The 18,880-nt window shown below is 50.1% G+C and carries 17 protein-coding genes; 7 read left to right on the top strand and 10 right to left on the bottom strand.

The annotated features are described in order from the left end of the window. Positions 1–115: 115 nt before the first annotated feature. The 10 genes from PP769_RS01040 to PP769_RS01085 form a co-directional block, all read right to left on the bottom strand. Positions 116–1,579, bottom strand: coding sequence for a mechanosensitive ion channel (locus PP769_RS01040; RefSeq protein ID WP_312644121.1), 1,464 nt, complete (start codon positions 1,577–1,579; stop codon positions 116–118). A 442-nt stretch (positions 1,580–2,021) separates the two neighbouring features. Beyond that, complete coding sequence (gene mscL / locus PP769_RS01045; RefSeq protein WP_312644123.1) at positions 2,022–2,483, bottom strand: large-conductance mechanosensitive channel protein MscL; 462 nt, start codon at positions 2,481–2,483, stop codon at positions 2,022–2,024. 338 nt (positions 2,484–2,821) lie between these two features. Beyond that, complete coding sequence (locus PP769_RS01050) at positions 2,822–3,235, bottom strand: hypothetical protein (protein ID WP_312644125.1); 414 nt, start codon at positions 3,233–3,235, stop codon at positions 2,822–2,824. Positions 3,236–3,362: 127 nt separating this feature from the next. Then, complete coding sequence (locus PP769_RS01055) at positions 3,363–3,761, bottom strand: hypothetical protein (protein WP_312644127.1); 399 nt, start codon at positions 3,759–3,761, stop codon at positions 3,363–3,365. A gap of 452 nt (positions 3,762–4,213) precedes the next feature. Further along, positions 4,214–6,004, bottom strand: coding sequence for a sigma-54 interaction domain-containing protein (locus tag PP769_RS01060; protein ID WP_312644129.1), 1,791 nt, complete (start codon positions 6,002–6,004; stop codon positions 4,214–4,216). Between the two features lie 100 nt (positions 6,005–6,104). Beyond that, on the bottom strand, positions 6,105–6,602 hold the full coding sequence (locus PP769_RS01065; RefSeq protein WP_312644131.1) for a Rab family GTPase: 498 nt from the start codon (positions 6,600–6,602) through the stop codon (positions 6,105–6,107). A gap of 20 nt (positions 6,603–6,622) precedes the next feature. Then, positions 6,623–8,395 (bottom strand): OmpA family protein, encoded by a 1,773-nt coding sequence (locus PP769_RS01070; RefSeq protein WP_312644133.1) that lies wholly within the window; start codon positions 8,393–8,395, stop codon positions 6,623–6,625. 117 nt (positions 8,396–8,512) lie between these two features. Continuing rightward, positions 8,513–9,142: a hypothetical protein gene (locus PP769_RS01075; protein ID WP_312644135.1), complete on the bottom strand. Its 630-nt coding sequence runs from the start codon at positions 9,140–9,142 to the stop codon at positions 8,513–8,515. Positions 9,143–9,592: 450 nt separating this feature from the next. Continuing rightward, positions 9,593–9,805 (bottom strand): hypothetical protein, encoded by a 213-nt coding sequence (locus tag PP769_RS01080; protein WP_312644138.1) that lies wholly within the window; start codon positions 9,803–9,805, stop codon positions 9,593–9,595. 23 nt (positions 9,806–9,828) lie between these two features. After that, on the bottom strand, positions 9,829–10,188 hold the full coding sequence (locus tag PP769_RS01085; RefSeq protein ID WP_312644140.1) for a hypothetical protein: 360 nt from the start codon (positions 10,186–10,188) through the stop codon (positions 9,829–9,831). Between the two features lie 397 nt (positions 10,189–10,585). Between PP769_RS01085 and PP769_RS01090 the strand changes: the two genes are divergently transcribed. The 7 genes from PP769_RS01090 (at position 10,586) to PP769_RS01120 (ending at position 18,802) form a co-directional block, all read left to right on the top strand. Next, positions 10,586–11,629, top strand: coding sequence for an Fpg/Nei family DNA glycosylase (locus PP769_RS01090; RefSeq protein WP_312644142.1), 1,044 nt, complete (start codon positions 10,586–10,588; stop codon positions 11,627–11,629). 93 nt (positions 11,630–11,722) lie between these two features. Next, positions 11,723–12,769, top strand: coding sequence for a PhoH family protein (locus PP769_RS01095; protein ID WP_312644144.1), 1,047 nt, complete (start codon positions 11,723–11,725; stop codon positions 12,767–12,769). 6 nt (positions 12,770–12,775) lie between these two features. Continuing rightward, positions 12,776–13,228, top strand: a complete 453-nt coding sequence (ybeY, locus tag PP769_RS01100) for an rRNA maturation RNase YbeY (RefSeq protein ID WP_312644146.1) — start codon at positions 12,776–12,778, stop codon at positions 13,226–13,228. 49 nt (positions 13,229–13,277) lie between these two features. After that, complete coding sequence (gene ftsY / locus PP769_RS01105; protein ID WP_312644148.1) at positions 13,278–14,204, top strand: signal recognition particle-docking protein FtsY; 927 nt, start codon at positions 13,278–13,280, stop codon at positions 14,202–14,204. Between the two features lie 78 nt (positions 14,205–14,282). Beyond that, a complete protein-coding gene (locus tag PP769_RS01110; protein ID WP_312644151.1) occupies positions 14,283–16,454 on the top strand; it encodes a M1 family metallopeptidase in 2,172 nt (723 codons plus the stop codon). A 9-nt stretch (positions 16,455–16,463) separates the two neighbouring features. After that, a complete protein-coding gene (locus PP769_RS01115) occupies positions 16,464–17,561 on the top strand; it encodes a TolB family protein (protein WP_312644153.1) in 1,098 nt (365 codons plus the stop codon). Positions 17,562–17,776: 215 nt separating this feature from the next. Then, positions 17,777–18,802, top strand: a complete 1,026-nt coding sequence (locus PP769_RS01120; protein WP_312644155.1) for a phosphatase PAP2 family protein — start codon at positions 17,777–17,779, stop codon at positions 18,800–18,802. The last annotated feature ends 78 nt before the right edge of the window (positions 18,803–18,880 follow it).

Below are 18,880 nucleotides of genomic sequence, written 5' to 3' on the forward strand. Positions count from 1 at the left end.
TGCGGCCGATTGCTAGGTTAGAGTCAATAACATCACACCAAATTTGCAGGCCCATCCCGACTGAACAAACAGGGTCCCCCACGGCCATGTATAACAGCCGTGGGGGAGGTAGGCTTTACCCTCGACGTTCGCCACGCGCTTGACTGAGCCAATACTCCATTTGTTTGCCTGCTGCTTCCCGGCCTCCTAGACCAAAGGATAACGCCACCGCCACAGCAATGGCTCCGAGAGTCAGGCCAAATGCCAGATTAACGATTTCATTGGCCAACCCCATGGCTCGAAGACCCATGGCGAGCACCAACCCGAGAATCGCGAATCGGGCAATGCTTGCAACCCCTCCAGAATTCACTCCATGAACACGAATGATGGTTTCATATGCGAGATTCGACAACCAGAATCCGATGGCAATGATGGCACTGCCCAATAACACCTGGCTACCAAACTCTATAAACATGGTGACCAATTCGGACACCTGATGAAAACCTAACTGGTTGGCCGCTTCGACAACCGCAAATAACATAATAAAAAAAGCCAGGACACTTCCGACCACAGACGAAGGAGTGGTTTGACCCGTAAATGCCTGTCCCAACCCCAACTTTTCCGGCAGAGCGTCGAAACCGAGTCCGCCTAATAAACTCGCCACTATTTGCGAGACTAATCGGGAAATCGCAAAGGCGATTCCTAAAATAATCGCCGCCGCAAAAATATCGGGGATGGCCGACATCATGGTATTCAACATATCGGTGGCTGGTCCTGTAATCACGTCAATTTCCAAGGCTTGCAGTGCGGCAACGACCGCAGGGACCAAAATCAGGATATACACCACCAAAGCCAGTAAATGAGACAAGGACATCGTTCCGCGCAATCCTATTTGTTCACCCAGCCGATCGGTTCCGGCTGCCGTCAACAGGTTACTCACCAAGTCCCTGACGATTTTGGCCAAGAACCATCCAGCAACTCCAATTAACACTGCCCCGAAAATATTCGGGAGCATGCTTAACATTTCATTGACCATGTTTTGGACCGGAACCAACAGGCCGTCAATCTCCAGGGTCCCTAAGATAGCGGGGAGGAATAGCAGCACAACCAGCCAAAACACGACATTCCCCAAATTAGCGCTGATGGGTCGCACCCCGGCTCCCGCACTCAATTTTTCATCCATCGTCGTCGATTGCAAAGCCTTGGCCACAAGGGTTCGAAGTACGGTGGCGATAATCCACACGATTAACATCAATATTCCCCCAGCCACTAATTTCGGAACAAAGGCCATCACCTGATCGACCAAAGTCCCTAGAGGACCGGAGACCATTTCCAAGTGTAACGCGTTAAAAAATGCCACTAAAACTAATAAAAGAATTAAATAATAGATTCCTACGGCTGTACCGCCTTCCACATCCATGGTGGTACCGGTGGTCGAACGCAATCGCTGATTGACGTTCAACATGCCCAGAGCCTTCCTGATTCCAGCTCTCACAAGCAGAGCCACTATCCACCCCAGAAGGAGGATGCCCAATGCACCCAATACATTGGGCAACGTTTCCCCAAGATTCACTTGTAACGTTTCGGTCAATTTACTCATGTCCATAGATCACTCCTTTCAATAAAAATACAGAACACCGGCCACCCCGTAGATATTCTCTACAGTTTGATGGTGAGACAGGAAGAAACTATTGGTCAGCTTATATTGAGAGTAATACGAAAGGTAGCTATCGAGTTAGGAAGGCTCTTACCTTAACAATTGAGGAAAATTAAGTCCACCTAGGCGCAGAAAACCTTAATTTCCTGGAGATTTTTCTAAATATATAAAATACGGCATCAGCTCATTGTCGGTCTGGGCCACACGGTCAGAAAAAATAAGCGGCATCCCTGTCATGAGGAATGCCACCCACCGCTTGATTCTGTTCTCCCCCATCAAATCGGGTTTGTGGCATCAGCACATTTTTTCAAATGATAAGTCGGCTGCTCACAAGGCCACTTCCATTTTTTCTCTCTTATGCCAACCCTGGGCCAGATATGATCCACTATGCGGACTTCGCTAATTCGGAAGTACAATGTCCGCACTTGGTGGCCTGAATGGGAATCGTCATGTGGCAGAATTTGCATTCTTTCGTTGTAGGATCCGCAGGCGGGGCCTCTTTTTCTTCACGTTTCATCTGATTGATGGCTCTAATCACCATAAAAACGGCAAAGGCCACAATAAGAAAGCTAATAACCGAATTGAGAAATACTCCATAATTCATGGTGACAGCGCCCGCTGCCTGAGCGTCGGACAAGGCCAGATATGGCCCTGGAGGCACCCCCTCCTTAAGGGTGACAAACAGGTTGGAAAAATCAACGCCACCCAACAAGAGTCCAATCGGGGGCATCAACACATCGGCCACCAGCGATTTGGCAATGGTGCCAAAGGCCCCTCCAACAATGACACCGACTGCCATATCGATAACATTGCCCCGCATGGCAAACTCTTTGAACTCTTTAAGCATCACATCCTCCTTATCATGAGGGTGAACTCTAGAACCGGTTGTTGTCCAGGATGATCATAAAAAAGGCTGCATCATCCTCTCTCAACACAAACACAAATGCAAGATTATTCCAGAGCTTCCCGTCCTTCGCCTGACCGGCTTTCATCTCCATTATTTTTTATCCGTGTAACTACAGGACTGGCGACCGTTAAAAACAACCTGGGGCGGCCGGCCTATCCTCGCCTTTTTCCAGTTGAAGACCCCCTCTAAAAGCCCCAACTGTCAAGGTCAGCTCGAATAGGTTAGCCGCCCTGGGTGTTCCGCACCCTGACAAACAGTCTACCGTTACGATCCCCCTTCTAATCGCCTTGTGATGCGCATCTTTGCGATTTCAAAAAATGACATTCATCCATTAATCTTCCCATCTGACGATAATCCAAAGGTTTTTTCAGCTCACGAAAATGCCCCGTTTCATCCGATGGAGGAAGATCTCCCAATACCACCACCATCGGAGAAACTGAGGCATGGGAGATTCCAGTGCTCATGCCACGTTTCAATTGTTCCAGAGAGTGGCTTTCAATGAATAGGGCATCAAAACTTTTCCAAGTTTTCTCCATCATGGCCTTTGGCAATTCCTCAAGGTACTCGCATTCATACCCGTGTAATTTTATAATTTGTCCCAGGAAATCACGAATAAAATGATCCCTCGTGACGACCAAGACGCGACCTGATCCGGGATTCGACTGAAGACCCTCATTTTTCGCCGTTCCCATAAGGTCTCTTCCTTCCCGGAAGCTGCGCAAAAAAGTTTGTTCTCGACACGTCTCTTTCAGAGTTCGTTGCTCAATGATCATCATGTCTGAACCCCAATTTGAAAGAGGCACCATTCTCTCCAGGCGTTCAGACAGGCCCCCATCTTCCGTTCGACTCACTGATTTTTGATGGGTCTTCTCTATTCCTTCTCCAGCAGAACGCTTCTCTTTGCCGAAGGATATCTGGGTCCGATGCGAATTCCGTGAGGAATGACAGATCCCTCGACACCTCCGGAACATAACTCCTGACCGTGATGACCGTTCCCTTTTCTTTTTTGACCACTTCGATGACTGATATCCCCACCTGAACCGTCCCGTCACATTTTGAATAGATGGCTGGCCTCGGGGAAATGTCCATGGCATCCCACGCAATCAGTGGCTCCAGCGCTGCCGGTTCTTTTCCCAAAGTGAAAAACAACACGCCTAACATTCCGATCGCACCACAAAGACTCATGAAGGTAATTGTTTGGAAGCTTTGAATGTTCATTGGTTGGGTTCCACCTATCTCATTCTGTACCCATATTTATTAACAATAATGATGCCAAATGAAATTTCCTTAAATTTCAATCAATCCCGTCTTTCATGGGGAATGTTTCCCATTGTGAAACACCAGGGTGTCTCAGGGTGTCCCAGTAAAAAACACTTTGAAGCAGGCGAGTAAAAAAACCGAAAGGACACAGGAAAGAAACAAAAAGTTGAAGGCCCGAACATTTGCCATGTCCGAGCCCTCCAAATAGAACCTCGACTTATGCATCAAATGCCTAGCCGGACGACAGGATATATTGGGTTTCCGCTTTTTTGGTTCCAGGAGCCTGAAGTTCTATGCCATATGGGCATGCACATAGGCCGTCGATTGCAAACGATATTGACGAACACCCCATCACATGGACCCGGTTTAATCACCGAAGAATGTTCAGAATTTTTACAGAAATGGCGGAATCAGCGGGAGGACTCTTCTTGAGAGATATTCAACTCGGTTAAGCGGCGATAAAAGGTAGAACGGCTCATACCGACCAATTTTGCGGCTTGCGCACGTTTTCCTTTCGTTTGTGTCAGGGCATCAAGAATAAGCTGGCGTTCATTCGGTTTACAAAAAGGCGATGCCTGAACAATCGGAGACACGTCACACAATTCAGGAGGCAGATCGGTCGGAAGGACACTTTCTCCACGGCAATGTATCAGTGCATATTCCAAGGCCCCTTTTAATTCCCGGACATTCCCCGGCCAGGAATAACGTAAGAACTGCTGCATCGTTTCCGGAGCAATACTCAGAACGTGCATTTTTCCAAGCGCGACGCGGCTTTTTACGAAAAAGGCCGTGCTCAACAACGGAATATCCTCGCGGCGCTCTCGCAGAGGGGGAAGCCTTAATCGCGCGACACGGATCCGATAGAGTAAATCCGCACGGAAGGCACCCTTGTCGACCAATTCTTGAAGCTGCTGATTGGTGGCCGCCAATACCCGGACATTCACCTTCCGTGGCCGGGACTCCCCGAGACGAATAATTTCTCCCTCTTGCAGCACACGGAGCAGGGTCGTCTGAATCGATAACGGCATATCTCCGATTTCATCCAACAATAACGTGCCGCCTTCAGCCGACTCGAAAAATCCTGCATGGTCACTCGTCGCTCCCGTAAAGGCGCCGCGCTTGTGACCAAATAACTGACTCCCCAAGAGGGAATCGGTCAATCCTGCACAATTGACCGGCAGAAATGGATGATCATGACGCGGACTTAATTGATGTAACGCACGGGCGACTAATTCTTTGCCCGTCCCGGTTTCCCCATCAATAAGCACGGGCACATCTACCGTGGCAATGTCTCGAATCCGTTCATATATCATGCGCATGGCGGGACATTTCCCAACCAGATCGTGAAATTGTGTTGGTCCCACCAACTGCCGGCGCAACTCCTCTATCTCAGTGACATCTGTTAACAACAAAATGGTTCTTCGAGAATCTCGAGGATCATCTTGAACTTCAACTTCCAACGCGCGGGTAGAACGGTTTCTCCCATCCATCACTACCGACACAACCTGACGCTGCGACCCGGGTAATCGTCCCATGGCCTCGATCCTGGCATTGTCTTCTGTTTTCCACGGGAGGCCCTTACCCAGAGAGCGGCCGATCATGGTGTCAGGATCGATCTGCAATAACTCACGGGCTTTTCCACTCACAAACGTCACCTCCCGATTGGAATCGACCATGATGGCTCCCAATCCCAGCCCGTCGAGCAGGGCCATCACATCATCCCGTTCTTGTTCGCTTTTCGCTAATCGAGTACCAAGCTGAGCTTCCGTGCGTTCATGATGATTGACGGCCTGACGGTGCGAAAGCTGTTCTTCTCGTGCCTTTTGCAATAAGGGCTGGATCGGAAGGATCTCGGGTCCAAAGCGTTGTAGAATCACATACCGAACAGACCCATGACGGACGGCAGTGGCTTCCAGGACAACGTCTTCTCCAAATAATGCCGGTTCACTCCACAAACCGGATTTCCATTGACCTGTCTCAGCTGAATCCCACCATAGCTGCGCTTCATGGAGAAAATGTTGAAGAAAAAACGAATGTCCCAATAATTGGCCAGGAAACACCTCACTCCCCTGGGTCATGCCAGGAGGAGGGAACCAACTGGGCAGATCACCCACACAGTCAAAACGATCCGCTGTTTTTTTTTGGAAAATTAACGCATCAAAGACACTGAAAAGAGCGGGATCGTAGATGGAACCAGGCATGAGTCTCACCAATCTCCGCTAGCGACAAGGGGATGAGGAAATTTTGTGGAGTGTGCCCAAGAATATCTACCGGTTAACGCGTCTTTCATCCAGCCCGTCTTCAGGATTTCAGCATCGCTTCAGATAACGCGGAAAACGCCGCCTCGACACCCTCACCGGTTTTTGCGCTAACCATGGACACCAGACAGGCTTTGCCACTGAGATCAGAAACCATGGGACACTCCACCACCCACTCGTCCACCAAATCATGTTTATTAAGCAGGAGGACAAAAGGAACCGGGCCGATGGTCTTCAGGGCTAATTCATGTAACCTGCATGCCACATCAACCGTTTCTTGCCTTGTTCCATCAATCACCAGAATATATCCCGATGACCCTTGCAAATATGACGCCCGAACCTTTTGGAAGTCATCATCGCCATAGAGATCCCAAAGAACCAGCAGAATGTCTTGTCCGCGGACCGACAAAGATTTTTGATCGATCTTGACGCCAACAGTGGTGAGATATTTTTCGGAAAAAATGCCGGAGACCAATCGTTTCACCAGGCTCGTTTTCCCCACGGCAAACCCACCCAACATACAAATTTTTTTCTGAATCACGATCCGATCCTCGCTTCCATTTACCTGCGCTGGGGTACCCCGGGTTCTACGACCTTAAAGGACACGCGCCTACTTCTGGAATACCCCTTTTCTTCCCCGGCAAGAGATGTCACATCAGGATCAACCCCATTGCCCATGGCTGACAGTTTTAATACTTGAAAGGGTGGCTCACGGAGAATTCCCAATACCTTTTTCGCTCGCATTTCACTCAGTAAAAGATTAGTCGTTCGAGAGCCCACAGGGCTGGAATATCCCATGACAACAATGGAGGGGCTCCGACCTAACTTTATGGCTTCCTTATCCAATTCATGGAGGATGTGTTTCACCTGTTGAATTTTATCCAATTCACCATCCGGCAAACTTCCCTGTCCTTCCATAAAGAATATGGCTTGGCCTTCCAGAGCATTTCGAAGTGCTTCAAATTGTTTCATGTCTGTGTCTATGAGACGTTCCAAGGAAATCTCCAAAATCCCCGGGATTGCCGAGGCGGATTGCTTTACTTTGGAAATCCAGGCATGAGAGCTTTCTCCCATTAGCATGATCCGGCTCCCCTCAACGCTTACCTCCACCGATTCGGGTGGCTGTAAAACTGTCACTGCCCGCCTACGAATCATCTCCGGAGTGAGGGCAATGAACGATTCAAAATGAAAGTCGACCGCATGGGAAGGATATCCCACCTCTTCCAGCAACCGTTCAGGGTCAATCGCCAGAGGGTCTCTCAGTCCATGGAATACTGTTCGCCCCCCTTCCTCCTGAATAGTCGTCACCACAATCCCCGGCTCGGCCCCGATGCGCTTCAATAACTCAGTCCACTGTTGATGATTGAGAGAGGCCTGATAGGCCCACCATCCCAAAAGGGCCAGAAGAAGCGCACTTAATACCCAGAATACGACCGGAAGACCTTTTCGTTTTTTCACGAATTGTGCTTGGAGACAATCTTCCAAATGAGGCCTGGTCTCTAAAAAAACAGTGGCATCGCCTTGAAAATTCTGCAGAGAATCGGAATATTGGGCATGAAGGGATTCAAGCGTGTTTTGAAGAAAATCCCGTAATTTTACAGGAGGGGTTCCCCGAATCACTGTGGCCAAAATAGCCCTGGCCCCCTGTTCTATCCAGACCGTCAAATCGCCTATCCTGAGCGATTCCAATCCTTCATCCTGACCTTGCTGAAACGAATCTCTCACAAAATCCTGAATGGCCGTCAACATGCCGGAAATGGCCGCTTCCCCCTGGCTGGAAATCCCTTCGGCCATTACATGATTGAGTAACAATCCCGTTTTTTTATGAATGAAAAATACCTGTTCCACTCTAAATCGAAGAGTATGTAACAACACCACTTCCACAAAAGGTCTTCCCGTTTTCCAGGCCTCCCATCGCCACTGAAGTCCTTGCCAGGACATACTATATTCCAACGTCTGGTTGAGAGATTGGAGCATTTCCCGCATTGCCCGGGAAATGGCTTTTCGAATGGCGGATCCCAGGATGGGGGCGATGGAATCACTAATAAGCTGGGGGGATTGTTTGATGGAAAGGGCCAACGCTTCTTGTGTAATCGGCAGCATTGAAGCCAATAACCGATTATCCTGCCGAGCTCGAAGTCGTATCGCATCCGGAAGGACGCGGCTCACCTCCTGCGCATCGACCACCAACGTATCGAGTCGTTGTCGTAGCCGATCTAGTTGAACCTGCTCGGGTGACAGCAACAGCCGCCGAAGGGCCGAAAAATCCTCAGACTTTCCTTTGTCATATTCCGATGGTGCCTGAGTTGGAGACGAACGACCCGTACGTTCCATAATTGCCCTTCAGGGGGAAGCTGACGTTTTTCTGATGGTGGGAGGGGGAAAAAATGCGTGGAATTGATCGTCTGCCTTCGTCATGGGAGCTATACCCCAAAGACCGCTATCAAGGCTTCATGATTGGTTCTCAGTGTCTTTAGCCCCCACTTTGAGGCGCAAGGCGACTTCCATCAACATTTCGGCCAATACTGCCCGATCGGTTTTCTCAATCTTCAACTCATTGACCGCTTGTTGAAATTGAGATTCCATTCGGCGCATGGCCTCCTGATCCTGCTCAATCAGCTCATGCTTTTGCTTCTGCATGTCTGCGTTCATCGCCTGGAATCGATTCGAAGCATGCTCCGTTAATTCCAAAATCCGTTGACTGATTTGGGCTTCAACGGTCTTGACTGTTTGTCCCATGTCCTGAATGGTAGAGACGCGTCGGTCCTGTTCCTGCTGTAGTTTCCCGACCAACCCCAGGATTTCCTGATTCATTTGCATTTTCAAATCCTCAACGGACTTGGAGAGGTCTTCTCGTAGCCGTCCGCTTTCCTGTAACAACCGATTCTCCAATACAGCGAATCGTTTGTCGATTTCCCGACTTTGGGCCCCGAAGAGAATATCCCGAACTTTATCCAGGCTCCCCTCTTCCGACTGCGTTGCCCACTCCTCCTCTTGAGATGACGAATTTCCCTCAGAGGAACTTGAAACTTCATAGGCCACGTTTTTGAATGTTTTTTTTGAGGGCTCGATCACGCTCATAGTCGTCACTCCACAAGGTCGGTCAACAACTTCTACGTCTTAGGGGACACTCCTTAAGCGCCATTATCCTAACATTGGTAAAAAATGGTAACAAGACGCCACACCCCGGCAAATGCAGAGGAAAAATTTCACCTTATAGGTGAATGTTTTGTAAAAGAGGCAAAATCCCCTTCATTTTTTATTACAGCACAGGGATGAAACGGCCACACGTATTTGGAACACCACCTCCAATTCTCAATGAGCATTTCAATCTTAATGCATAATGAATTCATGCACTTAAAGCAATAAATCATTAATGATCGTCTCAACAAGGACAGAGGGAATACCTACGCGTTGGAATGGCTAAACCCAAGAATCTCTCTATTGATGTAACGCGAGGAATACAAACACGATATAGGGGAATGGGGATAAAAAGTTTAGTAAGGGCAGGAAGTTTGATTGGCCTTTTTACTAATCTTTTTCGGGTTCGGCATTTCCATGTTTATGCGTGACTCGATCTTCGTCAAACAGATCGGCCATTTCTTGAGCCATCACATCATTATCATGCGGGAGAGACACAACGGACAATTCTTTTTTTATTTTTTTTGGAGAGACAACCTTGGGATCCTCGGCATCGTTAAGTTTAGAATCGTTGGGTTCTTCGGGCGTGTTATCGTGATTCATGATGACATTCTCCTCTACAATGTTTACTCAAACGATTCCAAATGGGACCGCTCAGGAAACTTAAGCTGACAACTGGGACAGGTCACAAAATAAACCGATTCACGAACCGAAAGCACCGCTCTAAAATCCAGGGACACTCCGCGATGCCGACAAGATGGGCATGGAATTTCCTTCAGATGATAGGGGATATCCGGCTGTGTTTGTACATAAAACTCCATATCGGTATGGACGGGAAACATATAGTGGCACCCAATACAAATCGCTTTCCATTCGCCGTCTTCCGTTGCTGTCCTGGAGTCGATTCCAAAACGGTTGGCTTTACAAATAGGACACTTCACCTCCCCTAACCGTTCTTCAATTTGTTTGATGCTTAATTGTGTCATGCTTCTTCCTTATCCACGCTATTGAGCACAGGTCCCGCTCTAAAGTATAGGCTTCTTCCCAGAGATCCCGCAACCAAACACTCCAGATCCTCTTCACAGGCCAGGGCTTCCCGTTCAGAGGTTGGCTCAATCCCATCTGAACATCCATCACCCGGGGGGTTATGGCTTGACCTAATGGATACCTCACCAAAAAAACATGGCAATACCCAGTGCCACTTCCAACAAACTGTTGCAAGACTCAAAAATTTTCTGAGAGCTTATCGGGATCAAAATTTTTACGAGCTTTTATGGGCGACGGAGGATAACCCAAATGGCCGGTCCAGACCTGCCCTGAGGCCCCTTGAAGGGAAGACCGTTGCCGCCTGGACTGGTGGAGCATACCGAGAAGTACGTGAGTATGGCCAAGAGGCGGCCTGCTTTCGCGTTGGCGAGTCGAAGTGCTTCAGCGTGTAGACGGGAGGCCGCGCCGGCGAACGCAGGGAACGCCGCTGAAGGGCTTTTTCAACACCCTGCTAATCTGATACAACCTTCCAGGCCTAAGGAAAACCTGACCAACGCACGCTCAACCCTTTTATATTCCTCACATTATCACCCTACACTATCACCCTCTATGCCCGAGCTCCCTGAAGTCGAAGTCATCCTCAACCATCTGAACCGCCATGTCCTGGGTGGGAACATTTCAACATTCACCATCCACCGTTCGGATATTGTGCGCACCGGACACGACCTCATCCCCTGGTTTCAGCGTTCCACGATCACCCATATCGCCCGGAAGGGCAAATGTCTCATCTTTACCTGCCATCGAGCCAACGAAATCCGGTATCTGCTTTCGGAGCAGGGAATGACCGGACTCTGGTTTTTCAATCCTGCCTTGGCCTCAACTCCTCAACACATCCATTGCCGCATTGAGATTTCCGGAGCTGCGGCCACTGAACTGCATTACTGGAATCCTCGACGGTTTGGCCGGCTCTGGCTGTTCACCCCACCGGAATTGGAAGCCTTCATGCATCGCCGATTCGGTGCTGACGCCATGGATATTGGTGCACAATCCTTTATCCAGCTCATTCAAAGCTGTCGAGGCAGGCTGAAACCCTTTCTTCTCGATCAACATCGGCTCGCGGGTATTGGAAACATTTATGTCAATGAAATCCTCTTTCGGGCCAGGGTGCACCCACAAGCTCGCGGCTATCGGCTGGGGGCCTCAGCCTGTCAACGGCTTTATGACACCATGCATACCGTATTAGGTGAAGCCATTGCCGCTGGAGGGTCCTCCATCAGAGATTTTCGTGCTCCGGATGGTTCGTATGGACGGTTCCAGCAAGCGCACCAGATATATCAGAAGGCAGGATTGCCTTGCTTGCATGGATGCCCCACTCTGATTACCCGCTTGCAAAGTGAACGCAGCTCGTTCTTTTGTTCGATCTGCCAAAAGAGACGGTAGCCTCCAATTTCGTTCCTTGAGCCAAACTGAAACCTTTGCTAGAATCAAGTATCAGTTTAATGGCGGCTAACCGGAGGTTGAGTCGAATACGACGTGCGAAAAATTAAACTACGAGAAGGGGTCGATTTAGCCAATCTTTTCGGCCCGCACGATCTGCACCTCAAAATGATCGAAGGGGAGCTCCAGGTGCGAATGGCAGCCAGGGGCGATGAAATTACCCTTCATGGTCAACCGGAGTCAGTTCTGCGGGCCGAACATATTTTGCGGGAGTTGGCTGATTGGACCCGAACCTATTACGAATTGAAACCCGACGATATTTCACGAGCCATTCTGGCAACAGAAGAAAAACGAGATACCCCACTCAAACCCTATACCGTTTCGGCAAGCGCGCTTCCGACAAAAAAAGGGAATGTCAATCCGAAAACTCCCAATCAACAGGCCTATCTGGAAGCCATTAACAAGTCAGATCTCGTCATAGCCATTGGCCCCGCCGGGACCGGGAAAACCTATTTGGCGATGGCCATGGCCCTTGCCGCTCTCACGCATAAACAAGTCAGTCGCATCATTCTCGCACGGCCGGCCGTGGAAGCAGGGGAACATCTCGGCTTTCTTCCGGGCGACCTCTTTGCCAAAGTGCACCCCTACTTACGTCCATTGTACGATGCATTGTACACCATGATGGATATTGATCGGGCCAATCGGCTCATTGAACGTGGCGAAATTGAAATCGCCCCGCTGGCGTTCATGCGGGGACGAACGCTGGACGATGCCTTTGTCATTCTGGATGAAGCCCAAAACGCCACCACCGAACAAATGAAAATGTTTTTGACGAGACTCGGACTGAATTCCAAGGCCATTGTGACCGGGGATATCACCCAAATTGATCTCCCCGATTCACAGAAATCCGGATTGGCGCAAATTGCTGACATTCTCCTCAATATTGACGGAATTCAATTTGTGTATTTTTCCGAACAAGATGTGGTCCGGCATCGATTGGTCAAAGAAATTATCAAAGCGTACGATCGGTTTGAACACCAACTGTCCAATAACAGCCCGCACAACATATCACCCGGCCATTCGACCGCATCTCCCGGAATTCATTCAAAATCAGACTCCAACGGCGAGAGGCCGACGCGGTAACACCGGATGGCTGTGTGGCTTCGTTCTCACCTCCGGCGAGTATCCGTTCGCCACAAAACTGTGTGCCGACTGACACAAGCCGTGTTACAACAGGCAGGGTATCCTTCGGCTGATCTGAGTCTCACCTTCGTCGGCAAGGCTCGCATGCAGACACTCAACCGAACGTATCGGCAGCGGGACTATGCGACCGATGTGCTAGCCTTCCCCATGCAGGATGCCTTACAGTCGCCACTGGCCTTCGTGGGTGATGTCGTGATTTGTCTTCCCGTGGCACTGGCTCAAGCTCCACGGTTTGGCAACACCGCCGATGAGGAAATCCTGCGTTTACTCATTCATGGCACCCTTCATCTGCTGGGATATGACCATGAAACAACCGAACGGGAAGCCAAACGGATGACGCGAAAAGAACGCACGATTTTCGGTCGCCTTTCTGCGCCGGCACTCCGTCTTCTTGCATAATAAAAAGCCATGCATCACTTATTTGTCGTAATCGTCGGAAAGATCATTTATGAAATGGGTTGAACGTCTTCAGAAAGGGTTAGCAAAAACACGTCAGACCGTTCAAACGTCATTGCGTCGCCTGGGGCGTGGCCACCTGGATCCCGTCGCCCTGGAGGATGTCGAAATTAGTCTCCTGGAAGCGGATGTCGGCATACACACGGTCGAGCGATTTCTTGAGATGCTGAAAGATAAAACCCGGTTGTTCAGTGGGACCGATCCCACAACGGTCCTCCATACTCTCCTCACGGACATTCTTCGGAAGGGCGAAACCGAACCGCTGGAACAACTCATTCGACGCGGCCCTCGTCCATTTGTGATCTTGATCATCGGCATCAACGGTGTCGGCAAAACCACGACAATTGCCAAACTCGGGCATCGGTTGAAGCAACAAGGGTTACACACACTCTTTGTCGCCGGGGACACCTTCCGGGCTGCGGCGATAGAACAACTGGATATTTGGGGAAAGCGCACAGGCATCGAGGTGATTAAGCAGAAGCAGGGCTCCGACCCTGCCGCCGTGGTGTTTGATGGCATGGTCGCGGCGAAAGCTCGAAATGTGGACGTCGTTCTCATCGATACCGCCGGCCGGCTGCATACCAAGATTAATTTGATGGATGAATTGAAAAAAATCAAACGAATTATTGCACGGGAAATGCCCGACGCCCCACACGAAACCCTCCTGGTCCTGGATGGCACACTGGGGCAGAATGCTATTGCCCAAGCCCGACAATTTCATGAGTCACTCGGCGTCACCGGCTTGGCCTTGACCAAACTGGATGGAACCTCCAAAGGCGGAGTGGTCGTGGCGATCGTCGACGAACTCAATCTTCCCATTCGATTGATAGGTGTGGGGGAAGGGGAAGCGGACCTCCAGGATTTTCAGGCTTCAGCGTTTGTGGAGGCCTTGCTCCCGACAGAAGACTCAGAGGCCTGATACCTCCCGGCTTGCTTCCACACAGCATTCTGTTGGAGAAACACATGGTGTTCGGAATGTAATTAAGGAACTTGGCTTGTGAACTTCATTCACCGAATCTTCCCGCAAGCAATACGAGTCCCATTATTTGTCCTCGGGTTGATTATGCTGTGCCTGGCGACGGCCAATCCCCTCCAAGCCCAGGGGTTGATGCCTATTCACCATGAATTACATATTGAATTGAATCCGGGCACCCATGCCATTACCGGATCGGACACCGTTCATCTTCCTCCATCCCATCGCGCCAACTCATCTGTCTCATTTATCCTGCATCCTCAGCTCTCAATCGATCTGGTTGAATTCAACGGCACTCGGCTTCCAATCCCCCATCTCTCAGAAACCGCCATCCTGCCGTCATCAACGCGCCGGGTTATTGAAATTCCCTTACCTCCTCTTGACGATCCGGACCAACCGGCAGCCCTTACAGTGACGTATCACGGGCAAATTGATGATTCTCCAAAAGCCTCAGGTGGACTTCGCTTCGTCAGACCGGATGACACCAACGGACATATTGGACCCAACGGGGTGTATTTGACCTATGAAACATTCTGGCATCCCACATGGGAACAGACCCTCTCGACATATGATCTCACCCTCAGCCTCCCTTCAGACTGGGAAACGATCACGCAAGGTCGTGAAGTTATTAATACCGTCACTGACGGACGCCGAACCACCCAATGGAAGGTGAACCTCCCAAGTGAAGCTCTGACGTTGGCTGCCAATCATTTTGTGGTGCAGAAGCAGGAATGGAGGGGCATTCAACTCGCCACCTATCTTTTCCCCGAAGACGCGCACTTGGCTCCGCAATATATAGAAGCGACCATTGACTATCTTCAAATGTATACTAATCTTTTGGGTCCTTACCCGTTTACAAAATTTGCCGTCGTGGAAAACTTTTTCCCAAGCGGACTTGGTCTCCCCTCATTCACCCTCTTAGGTGAAGGGGTCATTCGGCGCGGATATACCCAACCCTATTCTCTCGGTCATGAAATCGTCCATTCCTGGTTTGGAAATTCCGTCTTCAATGACTTTGCTCAGGGCAATTGGGTTGAAGGGCTCACGACTTATCTTTCCAATTACTATTATGACGAGGCCAAAGGGCATCAGCAGGAGGCCTTCAATACCCGACGGCGGATGGTCTACGAATATAATCTGTATGCGGAGCCGGACAAGGAATATCCCGTGCGGGCATTCCACCACAAAGAAACCCGGCAGGATAATGCCATTGGCTACCAAAAAACAGCCATGGTGTTTCATATGCTCAGACAAGAAATGGGAGAGGGGGCTTTTTTCAAGGGGGTTCGCGGGATTATTCAGGACGGAACGGGAACCTCTTTGGAGTGGAACGATCTTCTCGGGATTTTTTCACAGGCGGCGGAAAGAGACCTTGGTTGGTTTTTCCAACAATGGATCGATCAACCCGGCGCACCAATCGTAAAGATTCAGAATATCCTGGTCCAGGAAGATCCCACGCAACAGGGACAGTTCACCCTGACCGGAACCATTCTGCAGGCGGGCCCGATGTTTACCATCCGCCTTCCCCTCCACCTCGATCTCCAAGGGGGAGTCATGCATGACGTCGTCCTCAAGGTGGATCGGGCCACACAACCGTTCACGCTGCCTCTTCCGGCGAGTCCGATAACACTCGCCATTGATCCCGAGCACCATGTTCTGCTCCACCTTCTCCGTGCACAAATCCCGCCCATGTTAAATAAGTGGGAAACCGACACCCGTCGAATTCTCATCAGACCTCAGACCCTGACAAACGAGGAAGCTCAAAGCTTAGAACCTCTGTTTCACCGTCTTAAGGAACAACCCGGCATCGAAACGATCCAAGCCGATGATCCGGTCATTGCTGAATCGGCCTCCTATCTGGTCATCGGACCCTCTGCCCGTCGTCTGTTGGAATCCGATTCCTTCAATAGTTGCGAAAAGTCCATGGACATTCATCCGGGACACCTCTCCCTTGAGGAACAGACATTCGAAGGCCCGGAGATGGCCTTCCTGATTTCGTGCGCCCACCCCCAAGATGCGACCCATACCGTCACATTCTTTTTCGGATGGTCGCCCGAAGCCGTCAAGCCCGTTTCACGGCTGTTGTTTTTCTACGGGTGGGATAGCTATCTGGTCTTCAAGCAGGGGAAAGTGATTGCCCGAGGGATGTTTCAACCCGTACACTCCACACGCGAGATTATTCGCCATTCACCGTGAGGTTCATGAATGCATCCGACCTTATCTACATGCTCGATACAAAACATTCTCCCGTTAACCCTGCTTTCATTGTTGCTAGTGTGGAATACGGCCCTGGCTACCGAACCACCGACGGATCAGGATCAACCGGAACCTCATTTGGCCAATATCCGGCAGCTCACCTTTTCAGGGAAAAATGCCGAAGCCTATTTTTCGGATGAGGGCAACCGATTGGTGTACCAATCAACCCTGGAACCTGATGGTAAAACGCTCAGGTCCTGCTATCAAATCTATATTATGGACCTTGATGGGACGAATGTCCGGCGAGTCAGCCTGGGCTTGGGCGGCACCACCTGCGGATACTTTTTCCCCGGTGGCCGGCGTGTCCTTTTTTCCTCCACGCATATCAGTAGTCAATTTTGTCCACCTGTCCCCGAAAGGACCGAACGCTACCGGTGGGCTCTCGATGATTATGACATCTTCTCCATGAATATCGGCGGCCGGGACGTACAACGGTTGACCTCCGCCCATGGGTACGATGCCGAAGCCACCATTTCTCCAGATGGGAAAACCATTGTCTTCACCTCCATACGTGATGGAGATTTAGATGTGTACACCATGGATATCGATGGAAAGAATCTGAAGAGACTGACACAGGAAGTCGGATATGATGGCGGGGCCTTTTTTTCTCCCGACAATACACGAATTGTCTATCGGGCCCATCATCCCAAAACTGCCGAGGACGTGAAGGCCTATCGTGACCTGCTCAGTCAAAACCTTGTGGAACCCTCAAACCTGGAAATCTTCATCATGAATGCTGATGGCTCCAACAAGATACAGGTCACTCACAACGGGCGGTCGAATTTTGCTCCCTTCTTTGCCCACGATGGGAAACGCATCATCTATTCCTCCAACTTATCGACACCGCCCGATCATCAGGGACGTCCCTCTTTTCACTTGCATATGATCAATAAGGATGGCACGCACCCGGAACAAATTACATTCAAAGGGCACTTCAATAGCTTTCCAATGTTCTCACCTGACGGAAAACAGATGGTATGGTCTTCCGATCGGAATGCCGCCAACCCGAAAGAATTCAACATCTTTCTCGCTGACTGGGTACCCTAACCTGACGAATGGCATGTGAACTGAGCGCTTTGATTCCTCGCTTTGATCTTCCCTGGTCGAGCGGGAGGATCAAGGAGGGGAAGTATTCCCATTGACGGAAGAATAAATACGCCCAAGGCTGTTGACGAATCCCGTTCCCCAATCCTGTGACTGACCAATCACCCGCACCTCCTTCACCTCGACGTCCGCAGTTTCTTCTCCGCCAGACTCCTCTTGTGATATTCGGGCTATCCGGGCTCCTGTTTCTTGGCTTATTCGCGTTTCTGGCTCAGGTAGATGGTCCAACCCTCCGGATCGTTCACAGCTTCACGCATCCTGCCATCGACCACATCGGCACTATAGGAAACCATATAGGAGACGGGGTCACCCTGGTGCTCATATCATTGGGTATTGGAGCCGTGGGATTTCGATTCGGTTGGCCGACCTGGAAGTCCGCCTGTATTCATACCTTACTCGCACACGGAGTAGCCGGACTCTTTACCCAAATATTGAAACACACCATCGGCCGCCCACGCCCGAGACTCAAACAAGGCCAGGACTGGGAAATTGCCCCGTCACTTGAAGGTGGATGGGACTCTTTTCCCTCCGGTCATACCACCGCATCCTTTGCCGTAGCCACAGTCCTGGCCTATCATTTCCCAAAAGCCAAAATGCTCTGGTTCGGACTTGCTGCATTTAATGGAACCTGCCGCGTCATCACCGGCGCCCATTTCCCTACCGATGTGCTTGGCGGTGTTCTGGTGGGGATCGGAACCGCGCTCATCATCATTCATCCTCCCGAAAAATGGAAGACCTTCTTTCAACACACACTCACTCATGGTCTCCCCTGGCTGATTACCGCCTTTGGAACCGTATGGATCATTGTTCCCCATCCAGGTATTGAATTGCGACCATCCCTCTCGCTCATTCTGGGACTGATGGCCATAGGAGTAGGATTAGGGCTAAGGCTCTGGTGGATACGGGAAGTCATCATCGAAGGAACCCCATCTCCTGAACGATGGCTCCCTCAATGGCCACGACTACTTATGGGCCTTGGCCTAGCCACCACTACGGGTAGCGTGGTGATTCTGGGAGCAAGCTTGATAACGGGAATTATCTGGTGGCAGGGGACTCAATCAGAAACACCCACTGAGGTTAAGAACAGCTTTCTGGACGGAATCGATCCCATTTGGATCGAAACAATCAGAGGACTTGCAATGTTTTTCCTCACAATTCTGATTTATTTCATCCGGTCCGCTTAACTTCTGCCAATTGTGCCAGAATTTCAGATTCTTCCGCAATTTCCTCTTTTTAAATTTCTTGCGAAACAACCCTTCTAT

The organism is Candidatus Nitrospira allomarina (genome assembly GCF_032050975.1).
Classification (GTDB): domain Bacteria; phylum Nitrospirota; class Nitrospiria; order Nitrospirales; family UBA8639; genus Nitrospira_E; species Nitrospira_E allomarina.